We start from the raw sequence: 23,594 nt of genomic DNA on the forward strand, positions 1-23,594 counted from the left end.
CGGGCTTGCTCGCGAATGCGGTGGGCCAGCTACACATCTGCTGACTGATCCACCGCTTTCGCGAGCAAGCCCGCTCCCACAGGGGATTGAGCCGATCTCAAGACTGGCAAGCATGCACTAACTCGGTGCATAAAAGCAGTCCTGATTACTTCAAGCTGCCCGACAGGAACTGCTGCAAACGCTCGGACTGCGGGTTCACCAGCACTTCGCGCGGGTTGCCACGCTCTTCGACGATGCCTTTGTGCAGGAACACCAGTTGGTTCGACACTTCACGGGCAAAGCCCATTTCGTGGGTGACCACCACCATGGTGCGGCCTTCCTGGGCCAGATCCTGCATCACCTTGAGCACTTCGCCGACCAGCTCCGGGTCGAGGGCCGAAGTGGGCTCGTCGAACAGCATCACCTCAGGCTCCATCGCCAAGGCACGGGCAATCGCCACGCGCTGCTGCTCACCGCCGGACATGTGGCCCGGGAACGCATCCTTGCGATGGCCCACGCCGACTTTGGCCAAATAGTGCTCGGCTTTTTCACGCGCGTCTTTTTTCGACATACCCAGCACGTGCACCGGGGCTTCCATCACGTTTTCAAGCGCGGTCATGTGCGACCACAGGTTGAAATGCTGGAACACCATCGACAGGCGCGAACGCATGCGTTGCAGTTGCTTGGGGTCGGCGGCCTTCATGGCGCCGTCCTTGTTGGCCACCAGTTTCAGCTCTTCGTTATTGAGCAGAATCTTGCCGGCGTGGGGTTGCTCCAGCAGGTTGATGCAGCGCAAAAAGGTACTTTTGCCCGAACCACTGGAACCGATGATGCTGATCACATCGCCGGCCGCGGCGGCCAGGGACACACCTTTGAGCACTTCATGACTGCCATAGCGTTTATGCAGGTCTTGGACTTCAAGTTTGTACATGCGGTCGGTTCTCACAAAAACAGGTGGTCAGTCGTTGAGCAAGCGCCCGTGACGCAGCGCTTCGCGCCCCGCCACCTTGGCCAGCCAGAAACCCGCTTGGGCATAACGGAGCCGTTCAACGGCAAACAACACCCCTGAGGTGCCCGCGCAGACAATGCTGACGCGGTCGGTCAGGGGATCAATCACTTCAAAAAGCGGCTCGCCGGTATCGACCCAGTCACCGGCTTTACGCAGGTAACTGATCACGCCGGCGTGGGGCGCAAACAACAACTCGGTGCCTTCGAAGGGCAGCCCCTCGCAGGGTTCGTGCTGCGGCGCGGGCCATTCGCCTTTGATCAGGCCTTGTTCTGCGAGGAAGGCGAGAATGCCTTCCGCATGGAAGATGGCTTCATCGCGCCCGGTGTCGGCCTGGCCGCCCAATTCCAGGGTGGTCGCCAAACACGCCAGCGGAATCTGCGCCTCGGGGAACGCCCGCGACAGACGCAACCACGGCAACGAGCAGGCTTCATCAAACGAACTGCCGCCGGAATCTTCCGCCAGCAAGCCGACTTTTACATTCAAGTGCGCCGACAGCGAACGCCACTGTGGCCAATGCTGGGGCAGCGCGTACATGTGCAGCGCGGCGTCGGCATCGCAATGCAGGTCGAGGACCACATCCGCCGTGCACGCGTGGCTCAACAGCACCCGTTGCATGCCTTGCAGCTGGCTGCTCGGCGCAGGCAATGCGGCGAGCGCATCGGTCATCGCCTGGCGGATCAAGCGCACGTTGGCATGCGCATCATCGCCCAACGCCCCCTTGAGCAACGCGATAACCGGCGCGCTCAGCTCGACAAAGTCGCGATTGAAATTCTTCCCGCTGCCAATCTCGAAACGCCCCTGGTGGCTGCCTTGCAGCAACTGGCCCAGGCCCATCGGGTTGGCCACCGGCACCAGCTCGATCACGCCGTTGAGCGCGCCTTGCTGTTCCAGTTCGGTGAGGCGCTTTTTCAGCTCCCACGCCGCACGCATCCCCGGCAATTCATCGGCATGCAGGCTGGCCTGGATATAGGCCTTGCGCTCGCCACTGCCAAAACGAAACACACTCAGTTGGCGCTCGCAGCCCAGGTGGCCCCAGGGCAACAGGTGATCGATACGTTCCATATCAATGCTTCCGTGGAGCCAGGTAGCTCAGCCAGCGGCCTTCGGCCAACTTGAACAGGCGTACCAGGATAAAGGTCAGGCACAGGTAGAACACGCCGGCCGTGATATAGGCTTCGAACGGCAGGTAGAACTGGGCGTTCACCGTGCGTGCGGCACCGGTGATGTCGATCAGGGTGACGATGGAGGCCAGACTGGTGGTCTGCAGCATCATGATCACTTCGTTGCTGTACTGCGGCAGCGCGCGGCGCAGGGCCGACGGCAGCAGGATGCGGCGGTACAGCTTGTAACGCGACATGCCCATGGCCTTGGCCGCTTCGATCTCGCCATTGGGCGTGGCCTTGAGGCTACCGGCAATGATCTCGGCGGTGTAGGCACTGGTGTTGATTGCAAAGGCCAGGCACGCGCAGAAGGTGGCGCTGGACAACAGCGGCCACAGGAAGCTTTCGCGTACGGCCTCGAACTGCGCCAACCCGTAGTAGATCAAAAACAGCTGCACGAGCATCGGTGTGCCGCGAATCACGTAGGTGTAGAGCCAGGCAGCGCCATTGACGATCGGCTGCTTGGACACGCGCATCAAGCCCAACGGCAAGGCGGCGAGCAGACCGAAGAACAAGGAAATGGCGAGCAATTTCAGGGTGGTCACCAAGCCGCCGAGGTACAGCGGCATGGCCTCCCAAATGACGTTGTAGTCGAAGATCATAGATCAGCCGCCCTTACGCCTACCGAGTAGCGCTTCTCAAGATAGCGCAGCGCCAACAACGACACGCTGGTAATCACCAGGTACATCGCCGCCACTGCGAGGAAGAAGGTAAAAGGCTCGCGGGTGGCATCTGCCGCCTGCTTGGCCTTGAACATCATGTCTTGCAGGCCCACCACCGAAATCAACGCAGTGGCCTTGGTCAATACCAGCCAGTTGTTGGTGAAACCGGGGATCGCCAGCCGAATCATCTGCGGCACCATCACCCGGAAGAACACCTGGAAGCTGCTCATGCCATACGCAAGGCCGGCCTCGGCCTGGCCCTTGGGAATAGCCATGAAGGCGCCACGGAAGGTTTCCGACAGGTAGGCGCCAAAGATGAAACCCAGGGTGCCGATACCGGCGGCCAAGGGGTTCAAGTCGATATAGTCGTCATAGCCAAGCAGTGGCGCGACGCGGTTCAGCAAGTCCTGACCACCGTAGAAAATCAGCAGGATCAGTACCAGGTCGGGGATCCCGCGGATCACCGTGGAGTACAAGTCACCCAGCCAGGCCAACCAGCGCACCGGCGACAGGCGTAACGCGACCCCGATCAGACCCAGAACAATGGCCAAGGCCATGGACGACAAGGCGAGCTGAAGCGTCAACCATGCGCCATCGAGGATGACGGCCCCGTAGCCTTTCAACATGATTCAGGTCCTCGAAAAGGGGGATGAAAAAATGGCGCAAACCGCAGGAATTCTGTTGCTTGCGCCATTCTGGACAGACAGCTGCGATGCGTTACTTAGGGTCAGCGCCGTAAATATCGAAGTCGAAGTATTTGTCCTGGATTTGCTTGTATTTGCCGTTGGCACGGATCGCTGCGATGGCCGCGTTGATCTTGTCCAGCTCGGCCTTATCGCCTTTACGCACGGCGATACCGATGCCGTCGCCGAAGTACTTGGCGTCGGTGAACTGTGGGCCCACGAACGCGTAGCCTTTACCGGCCGGGGTTTTCAGGAAACCGTCTTGCAGCAAGGTAGCGTCAGCCACGGTGCCATCAAGGCGACCGGCTTCCACGTCCAGGTAGATTTCGTTCTGCGAGCTGTAAGGAACCACCGTGACGCCTTTAGGGGCCAGGACTTCCTTGGCGAAGCGATCATGGATCGAACCGCGTTGCACGCCGATTTTCTTGCCTTTCAATTCATCCAGGCTGTCGCTGACCGTGGTGCCTTCCTTCATCACCAGCTGCGCTGGGCTCAGGTAGTAGCGGTTGGTGAAGTCCACGGACTTCTTGCGGTCTTCAGTGATGGACATGGACGACAGGATCGCGTCGATCTTGCGCACTTTGAGCGCAGGAATCAGGCCGTCGAACTCTTGCTCGACCCACACACATTTGACTTTCATCTCTTCGCACAGGGCGTTGCCGATGTCGTAGTCAAAACCCACGATGCTGCCATCCGGCGCCTTCGAGGCAAACGGAGGGTAAGCCGCTTCGATACCAATTTTCAGGGGCTTTTCATCAGCGAAGGCCTGCATGGACAGCACGGACAGCGCCAGGGCGCCCAACAGCACAAGTTTCTTCATCTTGGGACTCCATCGGTATAGGGCAAAAAAGCAGTATGAGCCGTGGCCCACGATGCGACTTAAGTGAAACCGAATAGCGGTGCTGCGTCCTACACCAGTTCAACCCGGAGACGACGAGCGAGTGATCGGCATTCTAACGACAGGCCGGAAGCCGATATTTCCTCAATGCGACAACTATTTACAGAAGCACTGAGAAAGCGGTTCAAGCACATTGACAGCCTCTGGATTTTATGCAGAGACAAAAGATATTAAACCTGTTGATGCTGCAAGTTGCGGGCCTATTATTCGCAAACCCTTCTAGCACGGCAAGTCTGGCGTTTAATCTTATTTCCTGGGGTGTCTAAAACGCGGTTTTTCGGGGCACGGGCGTAGCACTTTGCCCCAGGTTCGGGCGTGGGGTTACACATTTAGTCTACTCGGTAACATTCAGAAACGCCCTACGAGAGAAGTCGATATTTATTGGCTTGAGGGTGATGCAGGTCTGTCAGGCCACCGCTTCAGCCGCCTTGAAATACCCTCTAAATGTGGGAGCGGGCTTGCTCGCGAATGCGGTGGGTCAGCTGCACATCTGCTAGTTGATCCAACGCATTCGCGAGCAAGCCCGCTCCCACAGGGGATTTGCATCGGCTTCGAGACCCTGCAAAAAAGCCCCACCCGGCTCACGCCGAATGGGGCTCTATGGCACCAACTCCGCCTTACGCGACGTTCATGGTCTTGTGCGTTTCAATCAAATGCGCAACCACACCCGGGTCCGCCAGGGTGGAGATATCCCCCAACCCGTCGTACTCAGCCGTGGCAATCTTGCGCAGGATACGGCGCATGATTTTCCCCGAGCGCGTCTTCGGCAAGCCCGGCGCCCACTGGATCACATCCGGCGAAGCAATCGGCCCGATCTCTTTGCGCACCCAGTTTTTCAGCTCCAGGCGCAGCGCTTCCGTTGGCTCTTCGCCGTTCTTCAAGGTGACATACACATAGATGCCCTGCCCCTTGATGTCATGCGGCACACCCACCACCGCCGCTTCGGCGACTTTAGGGTGAGCAACCATGGCACTTTCAATTTCTGCGGTGCCCATACGGTGACCGGACACGTTCAACACGTCATCCACACGACCGGTGATCCACCAGTAGCCATCTTCATCGCGACGGGCGCCGTCACCGGTGAAGTACATGCCACGGAACGTCTTGAAATAGGTATCGACGAAACGGTCATGGTCGCCGTACAGCGTACGCGCCTGGCCTGGCCACGAATCGAGGATCACCAGGTTGCCTTCGGCAGCCCCCTCGATGATGTTGCCCAGGTTGTCGACCAGCGCCGGTACCACGCCAAAGAATGGGCGTGCAGCGGAACCTGGCTTGAGGGCGTGAGCACCCGGCAGTGGGCTCATCAGCGTGGCGCCGGTTTCGGTCTGCCACCAGGTGTCGACGATCGGGCAACGGGATTGGCCGACGTTCTTGTAATACCAGTCCCACGCCTCCGGGTTAATCGGCTCACCCACCGAACCGAGCAAGCGCAGGCTGCTGCCATCCACGCCTTCGCAGGCAGCGGTGCCGGAAGCCATCATCGCGCGGATCGCGGTGGGCGCGGTGTAGAGGATATTGACCTTGTGCTTGTCGACGATCTTGCCGACCCGGGTGATGTCCGGGTAGTTCGGCACGCCTTCGAACAGCAGCGTGGTCGCGCCATTGGCCAGCGGGCCGTAGACGATATAGGTGTGGCCGGTGACCCAGCCGACGTCAGCGGTGCACCAGTAGATTTCACCCGGGCGGTAGTCGAACACGCGCTCGTGAGTCAGGGCGGCATACAGCAAATAGCCGCCGGTGGTGTGCTGCACGCCTTTAGGCTTGCCGGTGGAGCCGGAGGTGTAGAGGATGAACAGCGCTTCTTCGGCGCCCATCTCTTTCGGCGCGCACACGGTGCCCGCGACTTTCATCAAATCTTCGTACCAGATGTCGCGATGCTGGTTCCACTTGATGTTGCCATTGGTGCGCTTGCACACAATGACCTTCTGGATGCTGCTGGTTTCCGGGTTGGTCAGGGCGTCGTCGACGTTGGCCTTCAGCGGAATTTTCTTACCGGCGCGAATACCTTCGTCGGCAGTGATAACTACCTTCGACTTACAGTCGATGATGCGACCGGCCAGAGCCTCAGGCGAGAAACCGCCGAACACCACGGAGTGAATCGCACCGATGCGGGTACAGGCCAACATGGCGACCACGGCTTCGGGGATCATCGGCATATAGATAGTCACCACGTCGCCGCGATGCACATCCTGGCCGCGCAGGGCGTTGGCGAACTTGCAGACTTCTTCATGCAGCTGGCGGTAGGTGATGGTGCGGCTTTCGGAAGGGTCGTCGCCTTCCCAGATGATCGCGGCCTGATCGCCACGCTCGGCGAGGTGACGGTCCAGGCAGTTATAGGAAACGTTCAGGGTGCCATCGGCGAACCATTTGATGTCGACGTGATGGTCGTCGAAAGAGGTCTGCTTCACCGCGGTGAAAGGCTTGACCCAGTCAAGGCGCTTGGCTTGCTCGCGCCAGAAGCCATCGGGGTTGACCACCGACTGCTGGTACATGGCCTTGTAGGTTGCCTCGTCAGTCAGCGTGTTGGCTGCTACTTCGGGGCGAACGGGGTACAGGGAAGCCGCACTCATCTTTCTTACCTCGGTGACATAGTTGTTGTTGTATGGCCCCTGTTGTAGCCGGGGTGGGCCTATAGAACCATTCGACGATGGTAGTAACAAGACCCTACAAAATGCCCAGCTATCCCCATTCATGCCTCTGGCCCGCGGCCTGCGTGGCGTTGGCGCTGTGTGAAAAAACCTTAACCATGGGATTGTTACAAAAACCGCCAATAGTCTTTATCAAAAGTACGGGTATATGAATATAACCCGCACGCCTAAAATCAACTCCGCCAACACGGCACTGTGATTAACAACGCAACAGCCCCCACGAAGGCAACGTTAATCCGAACTCACCCACCCTAAGTTACACACGCGGCCTCAAAAAGGCCCCGTGACCCCTTTCGCCCTGAAGAAGGTAAAAATAGAAATGAAAGCTTTAGTAGTGATGGCCCTCAGTAGCTTGTGCGCAACCGCCGCCCTGGCCGACGAAGCCCCGACTGAGCTGGCTGGCCAGAACGCCCCGATTGTTGAGGACTACACCTACAGCACGCACTTGGATGTGGCCAAAGTAGTGTCCATGAGCGCTGTTCCGGACGTCTGCCAAGTTGTACCGGTACAAATGGAATATGAAGACTCACAAGGTCAGCGCCATATTCTCAAGTATCAAGTCATGGGCAACGGTTGTTCTAACGGATAACAACTTTTTATAAAGACGTTAATCCTGATCTTATTCGCCGCAAGAAATCGTTCTTGCGGCAAAGAGCCAACTGGCACACCGGGGTCCACCTGTGGGAGCGGGCTTGCTCGCGAAGGCGCTACCCGCCACACCACCGCCTCAAAACCCTGCACCGTCCCGGCATTTTTACGCACCAGACGCCCACTTCCCCCGCCCTACAAAAAACATCCCACCGCCCGTCAAAAAAATCCTAGCCCAGCAAAGCCTTGCAAACACACGCCTTAGCCGAAAACCACGCCATTTTGGCGCTCTGTCGTGACCATCCGCCGCAACACAAAGCCGAATTTTTCCCTATAATGCGCGGGTAAATCGGGCCTGCAATATCCCTTTACACCGGGATGAAGAGCCAGACCTGAGGCTGCGCTGGAGCATCCACCTGTCGCTCCGCCCCTCAAGCCTCACGCAGAGCACCCGTTACCCAATTGCGTTTAATGCCTGCGCTAGCTGCTGCAACAAACGATTCCTTAAGATCCACCGCGGCCCGAGGGCCGTGTGAACACCCAACCATCCGGTTTCACACGGGCACCTTTGAGCCCTCACGCAGGAGACGACACGTCATGCTGAGCTGGGACGAATTCGACAAAGAAGAAGAAGGCGAAGTAGCCGCTAAAGGCGCCAACGCCGGCCACGCCACCGAAGCCAACATGGACCGCCTCGACGGTGCCGGCGCTGCCGCCGCCATCGAAGCCCGCGCCGTCACCGCCAGTGACTCCGCCGCCATCGTGCGCGCCAAAGCCGCCCTGGACAAACTCGACGTCGCCGAAGGCCTCGCTGAGCTCGAAGGCTCCGCCGCGCGCGTCGCCGTTGACGAAAAGCGCATGATCAACTGCCGCGCCGACCTCAACCAACTCGTGCCCTTCAAGTACGACTGGGCCTGGCAGAAGTACCTCGACGGCTGCGCCAACCACTGGATGCCGCAAGAGGTCAACATGACCGCCGACATCGCGCTGTGGAAAAACCCCGAAGGCCTCACCGACGACGAACGCCGCATCGTCATGCGCAACCTCGGCTTCTTCTCCACCGCCGACTCCCTGGTCGCCAACAACCTGGTGCTGGCCGTGTACCGCCTGATCACCAACCCGGAGTGCCGCCAGTACATCCTGCGCCAGGCCTTCGAAGAAGCGATCCACACCCACGCCTACCAGTACTGCATCGAATCGCTGGCCATGGATGAAGGCGAGATCTTCAACATGTACCACGAGATCCCATCGGTGGCTAAAAAAGCCGCCTGGGGCCTGAAATACACCCGTTCGATCTCCGATCCGAAGTTCGAAACCGGCACCGTCGATACCGACAAAGAACTGCTGCGCAACCTGGTTGCTTACTACTGCGTGCTGGAAGGCATTTTCTTCTACTGCGGCTTCACCCAGATCCTGTCCATGGGCCGTCGCAACAAAATGACCGGCGTCGCCGAGCAGTTCCAGTACATCCTGCGCGACGAGTCGATGCACCTGAACTTCGGTATCGACGTGATCAACCAGATCAAAATCGAAAACCCACACTTGTGGGATGCCGAGATGAAGGAAGAAGCGACCCAGATGATCCTGCAAGGGACGCAGCTGGAGATCGAGTACGCACGCGACACCATGCCGCGCGGCGTGTTGGGTATGAACGCGGCGATGATGGAAGACTATCTGAAGTTCATCGCGAACCGCCGTCTGTCGCAGATTGGCTTGAAGGAAGAGTACCCAGGGACGACTAACCCGTTCCCTTGGATGAGCGAGATTATGGACTTGAAGAAAGAGAAGAACTTCTTTGAGACCCGTGTGATTGAATATCAGACCGGCGGTGCGCTGAGCTGGGATTAACGCCTAAGCCGGTAACATCAAGAAGCCCTGACATGTTCAGGGCTTTTTTATGCCCGGTGAACTGCATAGGAGCCTTCTTACACCAAGATCATCCGCAGAGAGGTTGATATCAGTTTCGAGGCTGAATAGCCTCGTCAGCCGGTACCTAAGAAACGCCCAACGTAGAAGCTAGCCTCAATCACACAGCCCAAAATCCGCATGGCCTATCATGCGGAATGAATGCTGTATCGAGGCTAAGTAAGTTGGGGTTTCTTAAATCCGCTCTCTACGTTGGGTTCGCGCCCTTCCGTAAATCACGTAGGGATCATAAAGAATGCCTAGCCGATATCTGCTCGACTTGCCTAGCGCCACGCATTGGGTCACACCCGAGCCTTCTACTGGCGTCGTTTTCAACCGCCATAATCTTCAGCTACATGCGCTCCTTCTAGAAAACAAAGTGTGGTTCTGCGCGCGTGATCTTGGGCGTTTGATGGGGTGGTATCTCGATGAGCGCACGACTCGCAAGCTCGATGAGGATCAACGAAGGAATGTAAATCTACTTTTTCACGGTCAGCCGGAAGAAATGTTGATGATCAGTGAATCCGGGGCGTACGCGTTACTGGTCTATCACTACACGCCGGGGAATCGGCTACTACGCAGCTGGCTTACACATGAAGTCGTTCCGACGTTGCGGGACGAGCGTCAGCCACGATCGGTGGAACGCCCTTTATTGAGCATGCTGGATTGGCCGCAGATGTCGTTGAACCTGTTGCATTGGCAAGATGAAGGCTGGATTAGGCTTCGAGATATGCCGTATTTGTTGGTTAATCGGACCTCTCGGAGAGAACCATCAAAGGCTCCGTGGTGGAAACGGCTCATTCAACCTTTCCGAATGAAGCAGCGAATTCACTAATGTGAACGGCCGGCAAATCCCACCGACTCGTAGGAAATTTCGTAGACGCAATAATGGCTACTCAGTATCGTCCGAGGGTTTTCAACCCTCGGCGGCAGTATGGATATTACAAAAGACAAAAAGGATTGGAACGACTCGGAGCTAGCTGCAGCAGTAGAGGCGTACCTCAAGATGCTGGCGTGGGAAAAGAGCGGACTGCCTTTTAACAAAGCCCATGAAAATCGATTACTGCGCCAGGGACCATTGGTTGGCCGTACTGAAGGCTCAATTGAGTTTCGCATGCAAAATATTTCTTCGGTTCTGGTTCAAATGGGCCTGGATCGCATCAAGGGCTATAAGCCTGCGAACAATGTGGGCTCAGGTGTAGAACAACACATTCGCAAGGCACTCGCTGACACTCGAGTATTTGAATCGGATGAAACAGCCCAAACGGCAGATGAGCAAACGCTTATCCGACGTGCTAACAAGCTGCAGCTAAAGCGTTTTGATCAAGTGCCGGATGGGATTGCAAAGCCACAACAAGTACCCATCACTAGTAATGCGTTTGTCCGCGACCCAAAGGTACGCGCCTGGGTACTCAAAGAAGCCAAGGGCATTTGCGAAGGCTGCGGCTCTAACGCGCCTTTCGAGGTCGATGGTCTGCCATTTCTTGAAGTACATCACGTCAAGCACCTCGCCCAGAAGGGTTCGGATCGCACGACCAATGCTGTAGCCTTGTGCCCCAATTGCCATCAGCGTTGTCACCGGTCGAGTGACCGGGATGCTTTCACCGAGACGCTTTACGCCAAGATCGGAAGATTGGCACGGGAGTAAACTCCTGCTGTCACACCTGATGCACGCTCAAAAAAATACTAGATAGGACCGAGGCCAACCCGTGAACCCAGACATGCTCGAAGCCGGCCCCATCGACGCCAAAGTACTCTCCGTCTTTGACTTCGACGGCACCCTCACCCACCACGACAGTTTCGTGCCCTTCCTCAAGTTTGCCTTTGGCACCGGTGAGTTCTATGGCCGGATGGCGAAGCTGGCGGTGCCGGGGCTGCGCTTTTTGCTGCGGCAGATCAGCCGGGATGAGTTGAAGGCGCAGTTGATCCGCACCTTTATGACCGGGGTGGAGAAGGCGTGGGTTCAGCAGCAGGCTGAGGCGTATTGCCAGCGGTATTGGACCCAGCTGATGCGTCCCAAGGGCTTGCAGTCGGTGGAAGATGAGGTGCAGTCCGGGGCGGTGGTGACCTTGTGTTCGGCGTCGCCGGCGTTGGTGTTGCAGCCGTTTGCGAATCGGCTGGGGATCAAGTTGATCGGCACTGAGCTTGAGGTAGTCGACGGGGTGTTGACGGGTAAGCTCACGGGGAATAACTGCCGCTGTGAGAACAAGGTGCTGCGGCTTGAGGCGGTGTATGGGGATTTGGGCGAGTATCGGCTGCGGGCCTGGGGCGATACGCGTGGCGACCGGGAGTTGTTGGCGGCGGCGCAGGATGCGCATTTTCGGCATTTTCATTCGAAGAAGAAGCAGAGCAAGTTGCAGCGGTGATGCGGGTGGATGGGGTCGGCAGGTGGACCGAGTCAATCCCATCGCTGCCTCGCTGGGGCTCGACAGCTCCCACATTTGATCTCTGTGGCTCGGGGATCGGCGCTTGGCATGCGCTTTATGTCGCGGCCTTGAGGTCTACGCCCAGGGCTGTTGCGAAGGCTTTTACCATCGGGCTTCTTGGCGCGTTGTGGCGCAGGATCAGGTTGAACGCGGTGCTCAAGTGAACCTGTTCCGGGCACAGTGCGCGCAGGCGCCCTTCCCTGACCAGTGGCGCGGCGTAGTGTTCCGGCAGGAAGCCCAGGAAGCGGCCGGTGAGGATCAGGATGGCGACGGCTTCCACCTGTGAGGCCGAGGCGGACTGGCTGTCGTAGGTGACGAAGTTGGCCTTGTCGCGATGGATGGCATACCGGTGGCTGACCACTTCGTATTGGCGCAGCACGTGCGGGGTGATGTCACTCGCGTTGAACAACGGGTGTCCTACGGCGCAGTAGGCGTGGGCTTTTTCTTCGTAGAGCGGGAAGTAGTCAAATTCTTCGCGGCGTTGGTACACCGGCACGATGCCGACGATCAGCCGCCCTTCCACCACACCGCGTTCAACTTCGTCGAGTTGCGAGGCATGTAAGCGCAATCTAATTTTTGGCGATTGGCTATGTAATGTCCCCAGCGCGGTAATCAGCGGCGAATTAACGTCGGAGACGGTGTTATCAATTACGCCGACACTAAGGTCACCAATCAGCTCGTTTTGCGCCGAACTAAGCTTGTCGCGAAAACTGTCCACCGAGGTAAATAACTCGATGGACGCCTGGTACACCAACTTGCCCTCTTCGGTCAGGCCAAAGCCTTCCCTGCCCCGGGTACACAGGCGCATGCCGATGCGGATTTCGAGGTCGGAGATCTGTTTGCTGATGGCCGCCAGGCCCACGTTCAGCTCGTTTTGCGCGGCGCTGAAGCCGCCGGCTTCGACCACGGCCATGAACACACGGAGCAATTTGAAGTCCAGCCCGCTCAGTTGCAGGGGCGGTCGTGTGCCGGGTTTTGGCGGTATGTTTCCAGAAGTGGAAAGTGGGGTTTCCATAATACGCGTTGACCTCAAGTGCCATATTCAACAGGCTTCAACCCAATCCTTGAACATAGCCAGGCGGCGATAATGAACATAAACATCCGCCCTTGGCAACCTTGAATATAGCGGGTTGAACAGCACACAGAGGCTGATTTAACACCCCGCAAAACCTGACACTACGATCAGGACTTTTACTTTTTGACTGCCTCCGACTCTTCTAAAAACAAGCGTGAGGAACACCCATGTCTCAGCCCACCGACCGCCTTTGGGGCGCTCGTTTCAAGACCGGCCCGTCTGCTGCACTGGCCGCGTTGTCGCGTTGCCCTGAGCGCTATTTCCGCCTGACGCCCTACGACCTGGCCGGTTCGCGTGCCCATGCCCGTGAGTTACAGCGCGCCGGTTTGCTGGATGAGTCAGAGACCCAGCGCACCGTCGAGGCCCTGGACCGTATCGGTGAGGATTTCGCCGCCGGGCGCCTGCATCCGACCCTCGATGACGAGGACGTCCACACCTTTATCGAACGCGTATTGACCGAGCGCCTCGGCGCCTTGGGCGGCAAGCTGCGCGCCGGGCGTTCGCGCAACGACCAAACGGCCAACGACCTGCGCCTTTTCCTGCGTGACCATGCGCGCACCATCACCACCGAGGTGTTGGGTTTGCAGCAGGCGCTGGTGGAGCAGGCCGAGCAGCACGTCGACAGCATCTGCCCAGGCTTCACTCACTTGCAGCAGGCGCAACCGATTGTGTTTGCCCACCACTTGTTGGCGCACGCGCAGTCGATGTTGCGCGATGTGCAGCGCCTGGTGGATTGGGATGCGCGCACGGCGTTGTCGCCGTTGGGCGCTGCGGCGATGGCAGGCTCGGCGATCGCGCGCCAACCGGAACATTCGGCCAAGGAAATGGGCTACACCGGGCCGTGCGAAAACTCCATCGACGCCGTCGCCAGTCGTGACCACGTGGCGGAGTTCCTGTTTGTGGCGGGCATGCTTGGGGTGAATATTTCGCGGCTGTCGGAGGAGTTTTGCCTATGGTCCTCACGCCAGTTTCGCTGGGTGGTGCTGGATGATGCCTACGCCACCGGCAGCTCGATCATGCCGCAGAAAAAGAACCCGGACATTGCCGAACTGGCGCGGGGCAAAGCGGGGCGTTTGATTGGCAACCTGACCGGGTTGATGTCGACACTCAAGTCGTTGCCGCTCTCGTACAACCGCGATTTGAGTGAAGACAAACACAGCGTGCTGGACAGCGTCGACACCTTGCTGCTGGTGCTGCCGGCGATGGCCGGGATGGTGGCGACCATGAAGGTGCAGGTCGAGGAACTGCGGCGTCAGGCGCCGATGGGCTTCACCTTGGCGACGGAGGTGGCGGATTGGTTGGCCACGCGCGGTGTGCCGTTCAAGGAGGCGCATGAAATTACCGGCGCGCTGGTTCAGGCCTGTGAGAAGCATGAGATTGAGTTGTGGGAAGCCTCGCCGGCGATGTTGGCAGAGGTCGACGCGCGGCTGCTGCCTGAAGTGCGTGACTGCTTGACCCTGGAGGCGGCGATTGCGGCGCGCAGTGGTTGGGGTGGGACGGCGCCGGAGCGGGTTCGCGAGCAGATTGGGCGGTTGAAGGTAGCGTTGGCGGCTCAGCAGCAGTGGGCCGAGCGTTATCAGGGGTTCAGGATTTAAGGCTGGGAGATTTGTGGTGCTTGGGCCGGCGCTTTCGCGAGCAAGCCCGCTCCCACATTTGGACCACGTACAGCAGTTAGCACGTTATTAGTTTTGGAGTAACACCATGAACCAAACCCCGGCAGAGCGCTTGGAAGCCGAGCGCAAGTTGTCCGAGAACCAGTTCGATATCACGCAGTACGAGCATGTGCCGCGTCGTTATTACGGGCGGATGTTTTTCGCCACGCTGATCGTGATCGCGCTGGCCGCGTTGTTACGCGCATTTGCCAATGGCCAGATCGAATGGTCCTACATCGGGCAGTTCCTCACGTCTGAAGCCATTGTGTGGGGCCTGGTCAACACCATCGTCATGTCGATTCTGGCGATGGCGCTGGGTGTGGTCATCGGGGTGATCACGGCGATCATGCGCATGTCGGCCAACCCGATCCTGCGGTATGTGGCCATCACCTACACCTGGCTGTTTCGTGGCACGCCGCTGATTTTGCAGTTGCTGCTGTGGTTCAACCTGGCACTGATTTTCCCGGTGATCGCGATTCCGGGCCTGTTCAGCATCGACACCGTCGACCTGATGACCCCCTTCGTGGCTGCCCTGCTCGGCCTGAGTATCAACCAGGGCGCTTACACCGCCGAAGTGGTGCGCGCCGGCTTGCTGTCGGTCGACACCGGCCAGTACGAAGCGGCCAAGTCCATCGGCATGCCGAGCCTGCAAGCGCTGCGTAGGGTGATTCTGCCGCAGGCCATGCGAGTGATCATTCCGCCGGTAGGCAACGAGTTCATCAGCATGGTGAAAATGACCAGCCTGGCCAGCGTGATCCAGTACTCGGAGTTGCTGCACAACGCGCAAAACATCTATTACGCCAACGCGCGGGTCATGGAGCTGCTGATTGTGGCCGGCATCTGGTACCTGGCGGTGGTGACTGTTCTTTCATTTGGTCAAAGCCGCCTCGAGCGTCGTTTTGCCCGCGGCGCCGGCAAGCGTTCGTAAGTCTGGGTTGAGGAGATTTGCCCCATGAGAAGCATCGTCAAGGCCGTCAACCTGAACAAGTATTACGACCAGTATCACGCGCTGCGCGACATCAATATCGAGGTCGAGCAAGGCGAAGTGATGTGCATCATCGGCCCGTCCGGCTCGGGTAAAAGCACGCTGCTGCGTTGTGTGAACCAGCTGGAAAAAATTGACAAGGGTGGCCTGTGGGTCGACGGCGAACTGGTGGGTTACCGGGTCGTCGGCAACAAGCTGCATGAGATGAACGAATCGCAGATCGCCCGTCAGCGCCTGGCCACCGGCATGGTGTTCCAGCGCTTCAATTTGTTCCCGCACATGACTGTGTTGCAGAACATCATCGAAGGCCCGGTGCAGGTGCTCAAGCGCTCGCCCAAGGAAGCCATCGAAGATGCGCTGGAGTTGCTGGCCCGCGTGGGCCTGGCGGACAAGCGCAATGCTTACCCGGTGGAATTGTCCGGCGGCCAGCAACAGCGTGTGGCCATTGCCCGTGCGTTGGCGATGCGCCCCAAGCTGATGTTGTTTGACGAACCCACCTCAGCCCTCGACCCCGAGTTGGTCGGCGAAGTGCTGTCGGTGATGCGTGATTTGGCCACCACCGGCATGACCATGATTGTGGTCACCCATGAGTTGGGCTTTGCCCGCGAAGTCTCCAACCGCATGGTGTTTATGGATGCCGGCCAGATTGTGGAAGCCGGCAGCCCCGAAGAAATTCTAATAAGCCCACAAAACCCGCGTACCCAAAGCTTTATTTCTGCCGTTCGCACTTAACTAAAAAACTAACGAGAACGCCCCCATGAAAACATTGTTTATCCCAACGTTGCTCGCAGGCCTGATGGCTTCCACCTGTGTATTGGCGGCATTGCCGGCAGCAATCAAGGAAAAAGGCGAGATCAGCGCGGCCATCGTGCCGAACTACCCGCCGATGGATTTCAAGGACACCGCCACCAATAAACTCACGGGCCTGGACTTTGACCTGGGCAATGCCTTGGCCGAGCGCCTGGGCGTGAAGATCAAGTGGCAGGAAACCGGCTTCGAACAGATGCTCAGCGGCCTGACCACCAAGCGTGTGGACATTGTGCTGTCGGGCATGAGCGACACCGCCGAACGCCAAAAGGCGGTGACTTTCATCGACTACTTCACCAGCGGCCCGCAGCTGTACACCCTGGCCAAGCGTGAAGACCTCAAGGAATTGACTGACCTGTGCGGTAAAAAAGTCGGCACCAGCCGCCGTACCACCTGGCCGTCGGAAATTGCCGCGTGGAGCAAGCAAAACTGCGAAGCGGCGGGTAAGCCGGCCATCGTGGTGATCGGCACTGAAGGCTCGGCGGATGCACGCGCGCAGTTGCAGCAGAACCGCCTGGATGCGGCGATGCAGGGCAGCGAGACGATTCCTTATTTGATGGCGCTGGACAAGGGCAAGTACAAGCCGGTGGGCCTGGCAATTTCCAAGCAGTTCACCGGGCTGGGGATTGAGAAGAGCAACACCGAGTTGGTTACGGCGATCAGTGAAGCGTTGCAGGGCATGATTGAAGATGGGACCTACGGCAAGATCCTGAAGAAGTGGGATCTGGAGCAGGGTGCGGTGGAGAAAATCACCATCAACGCCGGCCAGTAAACACCACAAACTCCTGTGGGAGCTGGCTTGCCTGCGATAGCAGTGGATCAGCTTGCATCTACATCGCCTGACTCACCGCCATCGCGGGCAAGCCCGGTTCCCACAGGGGATCTCCATTGAGCTTTAGAACAGTGCTCGGCTCGGCTGCGCATTTATGACAAGGACATCCGCCCCACCGTGGCCACCTACTCTCTGGTAATCCGCCGCCTGATGATCTGCTCGGTGACCATCGTGGTCAGCCGCGCCATGACCAGCCCCTTGCTGGCCTTGCTCCTGAGCACCCGGCTGGGTCTGAATCAACAGGACATCGGCCTGCTGATGGGCATCGCCGTGTTCATCGCCACACTGCTCGGCCTGTACGGCGGCTACATCATCGACCGCCTGGAAAAGCGCAAGCTGCTGATCCTGGCCATGCTCTCCAGCTCCATCGGCTTTCTGTTGCTGACCTTTGCCAGCAACCTCTACCTCACCACCCTGACCCTGGTCATCACCGAAGCCGCGTCGGCACTGTTCCTGATCGGCTCCAAGGCGATCATCAGTGAGAACCTGCCCGTCGGGGATCGCGCCAAGGTTTTTTCGTTGCGCTACACACTGACCAACGTCGGCTATGCCACCGGCCCGATGGTCGGCGTGGTGATCGCTGGCCACATGCAACTGGCACCGTTCCTGATCGCCAGCGCCATTGCGTTTGGCAGCCTGTTCCTGATGATCGGCATCCCGCCCACCCAACGGGACGACAGCAACAAACCGTTAAGTTTTCTCACCACCCTGCGCACGTTGCGCAGCGACCGCACGCTGATCCTGTTCACCAGCGGCAGTTTATTGAGCACCATTGTCCACGGGCGCTACACCCTTTATCTGTCGCAGTTTTTGCTGGTGGCCTACAAGCCGGCCGAAGCGTTGAAGATTCTGTCGGCAGTGCTGGCCTGCAACGCCATCACCGTGATTTTGATGCAGTACCAGATCGGCCGTTTCCTCAAGCGCGAGCAACTGCGCTACTGGATCGTGCTGGGCACCCTGCTGTTCATTGCCGGGCTGATCGGCTTCAGTCAGGCGCACAGCTTGCTCACCTGGTGCCTGGCGATGTTCGTGTTCACCTTGGGCGAGATGATCATCTACCCCTCGGAGTTCCTGTTTATCGACACCATCGCCCCGGACGCCCTGCGCGGCAGTTACTACGGCGCGCAAAACCTGGCCGCGTTTGGCGGGGCAATGAGCCCGGTGATTTGCGGTTACTTGCTGATCAATGCGGCCCCCGCCAGCATGTTTTATGCCCTCGGCGCACTGACCGCCGTAGGCGGCACCTTGTGCTTCTTGAGCGGGCGGCGAGTAGCCAGCACGCCTGATAGTTAAATGGGGGAGCGGGCACGCCTGCCCCCACACTTTTGATCTCCTTAACGGCGAAGTTTTGCGTAATATCCAGCTATTCATCTCACGGACCCGAGCCCCATGAAATTCGACACGGCCTACAGCCTGAGTCTCGATGACAAGCTGTCGATCTACGACGTACGAGAGCTGAATTTCGACGAAACCGCCGACTTCGATTCCGACAAGGACCGTTTCCTGTGCCCCAACGATGAATGCCGCGCGGCGTTTGATGCCAGCAATACGCTGAGCACATTCAACGCGAAAAACGTCAATTACTTGCGCACGCCGCACTTCAAGAACAAGACCAGCACCCGGCATATCGACGGCTGCCGCTATGCCAGCACCCACAAGACCGCGACCGACGACGGTGACGACGAGCGCGAAGAGAATTTCCCATCGGAATGGGTGCTGACGCCGCGTCTATACCAACGTAAAACGCCACCGGCCGGGCCCGAGGGCAGCGCCCCACAAGCCCCCACGAAAGCCCCTTCAACTCGCACCGGCTCCGCCCATGGCGCGAGTGATTCAACCCCGGACAAAACCAGCGTCTTCGCCCACCCGGTGGAATGCTACGTGTCGAACATCGACGACAAGGACAGGCTCAAGGCGATGCCGCTGAAGATCGGCGAGCACACCGCGACTTACTGGACGTTTTTCAAGAAGATCGAATACCTGCAGGACAACAAGGGCCTGATCTACTGGGGCAAGATCAAGGCGATCAAGGACTACACCAGCAGCTTTCGCATCGACTTCGAAAAGAAGGTGTGGTTCGACAAGAAGCCCTACTCGGTCAACGTCTACCTGAACAAAAAACTCATCGAGAACTACCGCAAGCGCAAGGCGTTCCTTGAGCAGATCAAGGCGGCGGTGGACAGTGAACGGCCGCTGTACTGCTTCTTCTACGGCGTAACGCCGGCGCTGAAACAGGTGCCCAGCAAGAAGAACCCCGACCAGACATTTGGGGTGTTCAGCGCGAATATCGAAAACCTTGACCACCTGATCATCCGGGAGGCGCCGGGGGTGGAATGAGGGATAGTTGCAGCGCTATAAAAAAATCCAGTTGATGAGCGGTCAAAACAACTGTACAAAAACACAGTATAGTTTGACCTCCCCCGTCGAATCCTGGAGAAACCCCATGTCCTCTCTGGCAATGAGCTCTTTCGTAGAACAACAGATCGTCCTGCATCAATTCACCGCCAAGCACAGTGTGCAGGCCCGCGCGATGCTGGGCTGGAGCCGGGAAGACCTGGCCCGCCAGGCCGGGCTGGCGGTGGAAGCGGTTCAACGCTTTGAAAGCCAGGCGGATGTGGCTGACGAAACCCGCTTGGCATTGGCATTTCGGCTGGAAGCTGAAGGGCTGGTATTTTTCCCGGGGTTTGCGCCGGGGTGGGGCATGCGAGCACGCAAGTTTGAGCGCACCCCGGCCGAGCCCGCCGCACCAGGCATCATTTCGCGGCTGATGGGCTCAACAGCGGCATCAATTGATTCACCAGCGCCGCAACCGAATGGTGCGTAGAGTCCAGCCGGATCACCGGGCAGGTCAACGGCTTCAACCAGCTTTCATGCCGACGCAGGCTGCGTAGGCTGTGGTTGCCGTCATCGTAACGGGCGGCCCAGGCGAGGAAAGCCACGCTGTTTTCGTGGCGGCTGCCTCCCGGCAGTATCCGCTCGCCGTAGCGTTGCACTTCACGCCGGCGCAAGCGGTTCAGGCGTATTTGCGGGTCCACGCGCAGGAATACCACATGCGTGAACTGCGGGATCATGGCATCGCCCCAGCCGCACAGTGAGCCGGACACCACCCAGCCCTCAAGGCCGGAACTCTGTTCCAGTAGCTGACGGGTGCGTTCATCTCTCAGCCGAGCGACGGTGAAAGGCTCCGAGGTTTGCTGCCAGTAGAAGTCGTCGGAGTCGAAATAAGCGACATTCAGGCGTTCGGCCAGGGCCCTTCCCAAGCTTGTAGTCCCGGCACCGGCTGCGCCGAGAATGTGGATTCTGTAGGCCATGGCTTCCCTCGATGGCATTGAGTGTGATCCGTCAGGCGTACCACGCCCGGCACACCCTTCAACGCCTGGGTTTAGCATCGATTTGAGCCGCCTGCTCATCCCCATAATCCACTGCCTGCAAGGTGGGTTCAGACCAGCAAGCGCCACAGTTGCTCCGGTGGGCTTGGCATTCAAGCACTCGTCTGTCGATAGGCGCTCAGCAACGTAGGCAGCGCGTCACGTGCCCACCGGGCGCCGTAAAAGCAGAGTTTTGCTCCCGTTTCCAAGGGTTCGCAAAACGACGGATACCCGTTTGTACAAGCCCCGTGGAACGCGGTGCTCTGGTCGTCAGACACCAAGGCATCCAGGCGATGCTCTGTGACGAGTTGATCAATTTCATTCCGCCGTTGCAGGCTGAATTGAAGGTTGTACGCCTCACGTCGCGCGTCCACCGGTACCAATTGCGCGCCAGCCTGCCGCAGAACCTCAAAGGCACGGCGCAAAGCCGCACTGTGTTCGACGGGTTCGCGATGATCGCCGCACACATACTGATCAGCAAATCCGATGCGCCAGCCCGACAGCAACTGCGAAGCAGTAAAGGTGGTGTTGTTCAGCACCAGGGGCACCTCCACCATCACCGGGCCAGTGGGGTCGACGTCACTGACGGCGATAAGCGATAAGGCCGGGTCCCGCACGGCACGCACCAGCGGCGCCAGGGTGTTGTAGCCGGGAATGGGCGCGACGCTCTTGACGTGCTCGGCAGCAAAGACGATACCCGCCTGGTTCGCTTTATCGGGTTGAGCGTGAACGGGCACCGCCGTCGAGCTGATCTCTTCGCCGGTCAATGACCCCATATGACAATGCATACCCAATTGCCAGTGCGTCCTACAATCTTTTTCGATCAAAACGTGCATCCCGGGAATAACGTTCCCGGGATGATCGCACTCTCATCTGGCGTTTGTCGCAGGGCTGAAACACCCTGAAAAGACCTTTTTAACCGCGCCTTGTCTCAGCCCGCAGCGTGCTCTTGCGCGCCGTGCGTTTCCACGTCCAACCACCAGGCATGCCCGCGTTCGGGCTGGTTCAAGCTGAACGCCTGGCCCATCGCTGGCGTGGTAATCGACACGTTGCGCTCCCAGGCCAGGGCCATGATGCGATCGAACGGTTCGTGCCAGGCGTGAAAGGCCAGATCAAAGGTGCCGTTGTGAATCGGTAGCAGCCAGCGGCCCTTGAGGTCGATATGGGCTTGCAGGGTCTGTTCCGGCTGCATGTGCACGTGGGGCCAGTCGACGTTATAAGCGCCGGTCTCCATCAGCGTCAGGTCAAACGGGCCGTAGTGTTCGCCGATGGTTTTGAAGCCATCGAAGTAACCCGTGTCACCGCTGAAAAAGATCCGCCGCGCACCATCGACCATTACCCAGGAACACCACAGGGTCTGGTTGCCATCAAACAGGCCACGCCCGGAAAAATGCTGGGCCGGCGAGGCGATAAACCGAATGCCATCGACCTCGGTGCCTTCCCACCAATCCAGTTGCCGGACTTTGCTGGCGTCCACGCCCCATTTGACCAGAAGGTCGCCCACGCCTAACGGCGCGAGAAAGTGCCGGGTTTTGTCAGCCAGTTGCACCACGGCGTTGCGGTCAAGATGGTCGTAATGATTGTGGGAAAGAATCACCGCTTCCAGCGGCGGCAAGTCTTCAAGGCTGATAGGCGGCTGGTGGAAGCGCTTGGGGCCCGCCCAACTGAAGGGCGAAGCACGTTCGGCGAACACCGGGTCGGTGACCCAGAATTTACCGCGCATTTTCAGCAGTACGGTGGAATGCCCCAGGCGGAACACGCTGTGATCGGGCGCGGCCAACAGTTGCTCACGCGTCAAGAGTTGTACGGGGACCTTGCCCACCGGGCGTGTACTGCGTGGTTTATGGAACAGCATGTTCCAGAAAATACGCAACGTTTTACCCAAGCCGCCATGCTGAGTCGGGGCGTCGTTGCTGAAATTTCCTTGCGCCTGATCGGCTGGCTTGCGTGCCGCAGGCGCTGGGTCGAGACGGGTTGAAATCGTGGCCATTGCAGAGTGACTCCTACGGTCCGCTCATGAACTACACTGCACAGTGTAGTTTCTAGATTGCAACAAAATCCGAAGCAAGTAAACTACCCAGTGTAATTTCCTCTAAGAGCCCAACGCCGCCCATGACTGCTCCCCTGCGCCTCACCGACCGTAAACGCGAAGCCATCGTGGCCGCTGCCATCGCCGAGTTTCGGGCGAACGGGTTCGAGGTCACCAGCATGGACAAAATTGCGGCGACGGCGGGCGTTTCCAAACGCACGGTGTACAACCACTTCCCCAGCAAGGAAGAGTTGTTTGCAGAGATCCTCCACCAGTTGTGGGCCAGCAGCGTTGCCCAACTGGACGTGAGCTACGCCAGCGACCGCCCGCTGCGCGATCAATTGCGCGGGTTACTGCAGGCGAAGATGCAGATGATGTCGGACACCAATTTCCTCGACCTGGCCCGCGTCGCGATTGCCGCCACTATCCATTCTCCGGAACGCGCGCAAGACATGGTCAACCGCTTGAGCAAACGCGAAGAAGGCTTCACGCAATGGGTACGTGCCGCACAGGACGATGGTCGACTGTCCTGCAGCGACCCGGCGTTCGCTGCCCACCAGATACAAAGCCTGCTCAAGGCGTTCGCCTTTTGGCCGCAAATCACCCTGGGCCAGCCGGTGCTGGATGCCGCCAGCCAGGCCAACGTGATCGAATCGGCTATCGACCTGTTCCTGGCCGGTTACGAAGTCAGCGCTCCCTGCCCGCAGTAAAAAACCCGATGGCATGAGCCACATTCCAGGCCGTTTTTGCGTATTCACCGGTTGTGGCGCGCAAATGGCTTGGAAGGACACTGATTATTCCCACTCGAATAACTGACAATATTCACAATTATTATTCGATCAACGGTTCTGACCGCTGACGCATGCTGTTGCATCTGCACTAAAG

23 protein-coding genes are annotated in these 23,594 nt (G+C 58.6%); 13 read left to right on the forward strand and 10 right to left on the reverse strand.

What is annotated here, in order from left to right; translation table 11 throughout:
• Positions 1–145 precede the first annotated feature (145 nt).
• The 6 genes from A7D21_RS29195 to acs all read right to left on the reverse strand — a co-directional run bounded on the left by A7D21_RS29195 (position 146) and on the right by acs (position 6,964).
• Positions 146–910 carry an ABC transporter ATP-binding protein gene (locus tag A7D21_RS29195; protein WP_003214336.1) on the reverse strand — a complete coding sequence of 255 codons (765 nt, stop codon included), beginning with the start codon at positions 908–910 and terminating at the stop codon, positions 146–148.
• A gap of 27 nt (positions 911–937) precedes the next feature.
• Positions 938–2,050, reverse strand: a complete 1,113-nt coding sequence (locus A7D21_RS29200) for a succinylglutamate desuccinylase/aspartoacylase family protein (RefSeq protein WP_069553330.1) — start codon at positions 2,048–2,050, stop codon at positions 938–940.
• Between the two features lies 1 nt (position 2,051).
• The gene (locus tag A7D21_RS29205) at positions 2,052–2,750 is read right to left on the reverse strand and encodes an ABC transporter permease (protein WP_053257622.1); all 699 of its coding nucleotides are present in this window, start codon (positions 2,748–2,750) and stop codon (positions 2,052–2,054) included.
• The gene (locus A7D21_RS29210) at positions 2,747–3,436 is read right to left on the reverse strand and encodes an ABC transporter permease (protein ID WP_053257623.1); all 690 of its coding nucleotides are present in this window, start codon (positions 3,434–3,436) and stop codon (positions 2,747–2,749) included. Before A7D21_RS29210 ends, A7D21_RS29205 begins: the two co-directional genes overlap by 4 nt.
• A 91-nt stretch (positions 3,437–3,527) precedes the next feature.
• Positions 3,528–4,313 carry an ABC transporter substrate-binding protein gene (locus A7D21_RS29215; protein WP_053257624.1) on the reverse strand — a complete coding sequence of 262 codons (786 nt, stop codon included), beginning with the start codon at positions 4,311–4,313 and terminating at the stop codon, positions 3,528–3,530.
• 695 nt (positions 4,314–5,008) lie between these two features.
• Entirely contained in the window at positions 5,009–6,964 is a 1,956-nt protein-coding gene (gene acs / locus A7D21_RS29220; RefSeq protein ID WP_053257625.1) for an acetate--CoA ligase, read from the reverse strand.
• Between the two features lie 397 nt (positions 6,965–7,361).
• Between acs and A7D21_RS29225 the strand changes: the two genes are divergently transcribed.
• From A7D21_RS29225 to A7D21_RS29245, 5 genes are all read left to right on the forward strand, one after another.
• Positions 7,362–7,631, forward strand: coding sequence for a DUF2790 domain-containing protein (locus A7D21_RS29225; protein ID WP_053257626.1), 270 nt, complete (start codon positions 7,362–7,364; stop codon positions 7,629–7,631).
• A gap of 596 nt (positions 7,632–8,227) precedes the next feature.
• Positions 8,228–9,478: a ribonucleotide-diphosphate reductase subunit beta gene (locus tag A7D21_RS29230; protein ID WP_068967615.1), complete on the forward strand. Its 1,251-nt coding sequence runs from the start codon at positions 8,228–8,230 to the stop codon at positions 9,476–9,478.
• A 313-nt stretch (positions 9,479–9,791) separates the two neighbouring features.
• Positions 9,792–10,370 carry a Bro-N domain-containing protein gene (locus A7D21_RS29235; protein ID WP_069553331.1) on the forward strand — a complete coding sequence of 193 codons (579 nt, stop codon included), beginning with the start codon at positions 9,792–9,794 and terminating at the stop codon, positions 10,368–10,370.
• Between the two features lie 99 nt (positions 10,371–10,469).
• Positions 10,470–11,183, forward strand: a complete 714-nt coding sequence (locus A7D21_RS29240; RefSeq protein WP_053257628.1) for an HNH endonuclease — start codon at positions 10,470–10,472, stop codon at positions 11,181–11,183.
• A gap of 73 nt (positions 11,184–11,256) precedes the next feature.
• A complete protein-coding gene (locus tag A7D21_RS29245; RefSeq protein WP_069553332.1) occupies positions 11,257–11,901 on the forward strand; it encodes an HAD-IB family hydrolase in 645 nt (214 codons plus the stop codon).
• 115 nt (positions 11,902–12,016) lie between these two features.
• On the opposite strand, the gene A7D21_RS29250 is transcribed toward A7D21_RS29245, so the two are convergent.
• Complete coding sequence (locus A7D21_RS29250) at positions 12,017–12,976, reverse strand: LysR family transcriptional regulator (protein ID WP_069553333.1); 960 nt, start codon at positions 12,974–12,976, stop codon at positions 12,017–12,019.
• A 227-nt stretch (positions 12,977–13,203) separates the two neighbouring features.
• Here A7D21_RS29250 and argH point away from each other — a divergent pair, with 227 nt between their 5' ends.
• The 7 genes from argH (at position 13,204) to A7D21_RS29285 (ending at position 20,136) form a co-directional block, all read left to right on the forward strand.
• Entirely contained in the window at positions 13,204–14,631 is a 1,428-nt protein-coding gene (gene argH / locus A7D21_RS29255) for an argininosuccinate lyase (RefSeq protein WP_069553334.1), read from the forward strand.
• Between the two features lie 106 nt (positions 14,632–14,737).
• The gene (locus A7D21_RS29260) at positions 14,738–15,616 is read left to right on the forward strand and encodes an amino acid ABC transporter permease (RefSeq protein ID WP_053257632.1); all 879 of its coding nucleotides are present in this window, start codon (positions 14,738–14,740) and stop codon (positions 15,614–15,616) included.
• 24 nt (positions 15,617–15,640) lie between these two features.
• The gene (locus tag A7D21_RS29265) at positions 15,641–16,405 is read left to right on the forward strand and encodes an amino acid ABC transporter ATP-binding protein (protein ID WP_017134648.1); all 765 of its coding nucleotides are present in this window, start codon (positions 15,641–15,643) and stop codon (positions 16,403–16,405) included.
• Between the two features lie 25 nt (positions 16,406–16,430).
• Positions 16,431–17,252 carry an ABC transporter substrate-binding protein gene (locus A7D21_RS29270; protein WP_069553335.1) on the forward strand — a complete coding sequence of 274 codons (822 nt, stop codon included), beginning with the start codon at positions 16,431–16,433 and terminating at the stop codon, positions 17,250–17,252.
• A 177-nt stretch (positions 17,253–17,429) separates the two neighbouring features.
• The gene (locus A7D21_RS29275) at positions 17,430–18,605 is read left to right on the forward strand and encodes an MFS transporter (protein WP_069553336.1); all 1,176 of its coding nucleotides are present in this window, start codon (positions 17,430–17,432) and stop codon (positions 18,603–18,605) included.
• Between the two features lie 96 nt (positions 18,606–18,701).
• Entirely contained in the window at positions 18,702–19,649 is a 948-nt protein-coding gene (locus A7D21_RS29280; RefSeq protein WP_069553337.1) for a hypothetical protein, read from the forward strand.
• Positions 19,650–19,755: 106 nt separating this feature from the next.
• Positions 19,756–20,136, forward strand: coding sequence for a helix-turn-helix transcriptional regulator (locus A7D21_RS29285; RefSeq protein WP_083272262.1), 381 nt, complete (start codon positions 19,756–19,758; stop codon positions 20,134–20,136).
• Here the strand turns inward: A7D21_RS29285 and A7D21_RS29290 are convergent.
• From A7D21_RS29290 to A7D21_RS29300, 3 genes are all read right to left on the reverse strand, one after another.
• A complete protein-coding gene (locus A7D21_RS29290; RefSeq protein WP_069553339.1) occupies positions 20,066–20,623 on the reverse strand; it encodes an AAA family ATPase in 558 nt (185 codons plus the stop codon). The genes A7D21_RS29285 and A7D21_RS29290 overlap by 71 nt on opposite strands.
• Positions 20,624–20,793: 170 nt before the next feature.
• Positions 20,794–21,507, reverse strand: coding sequence for an amidase family protein (locus A7D21_RS36360; RefSeq protein ID WP_256556736.1), 714 nt, complete (start codon positions 21,505–21,507; stop codon positions 20,794–20,796).
• Positions 21,508–21,611: 104 nt separating this feature from the next.
• Positions 21,612–22,670 carry an MBL fold metallo-hydrolase gene (locus A7D21_RS29300; RefSeq protein WP_069553341.1) on the reverse strand — a complete coding sequence of 353 codons (1,059 nt, stop codon included), beginning with the start codon at positions 22,668–22,670 and terminating at the stop codon, positions 21,612–21,614.
• Between the two features lie 122 nt (positions 22,671–22,792).
• Between A7D21_RS29300 and A7D21_RS29305 the strand changes: the two genes are divergently transcribed.
• Entirely contained in the window at positions 22,793–23,419 is a 627-nt protein-coding gene (locus tag A7D21_RS29305) for a TetR/AcrR family transcriptional regulator (RefSeq protein WP_053257640.1), read from the forward strand.
• The last annotated feature ends 175 nt before the right edge of the window (positions 23,420–23,594 follow it).

This window comes from Pseudomonas sp. AP19, from assembly GCF_001728855.1.
Taxonomy (GTDB): Bacteria; Pseudomonadota; Gammaproteobacteria; order Pseudomonadales; family Pseudomonadaceae; genus Aquipseudomonas; species Aquipseudomonas fluorescens.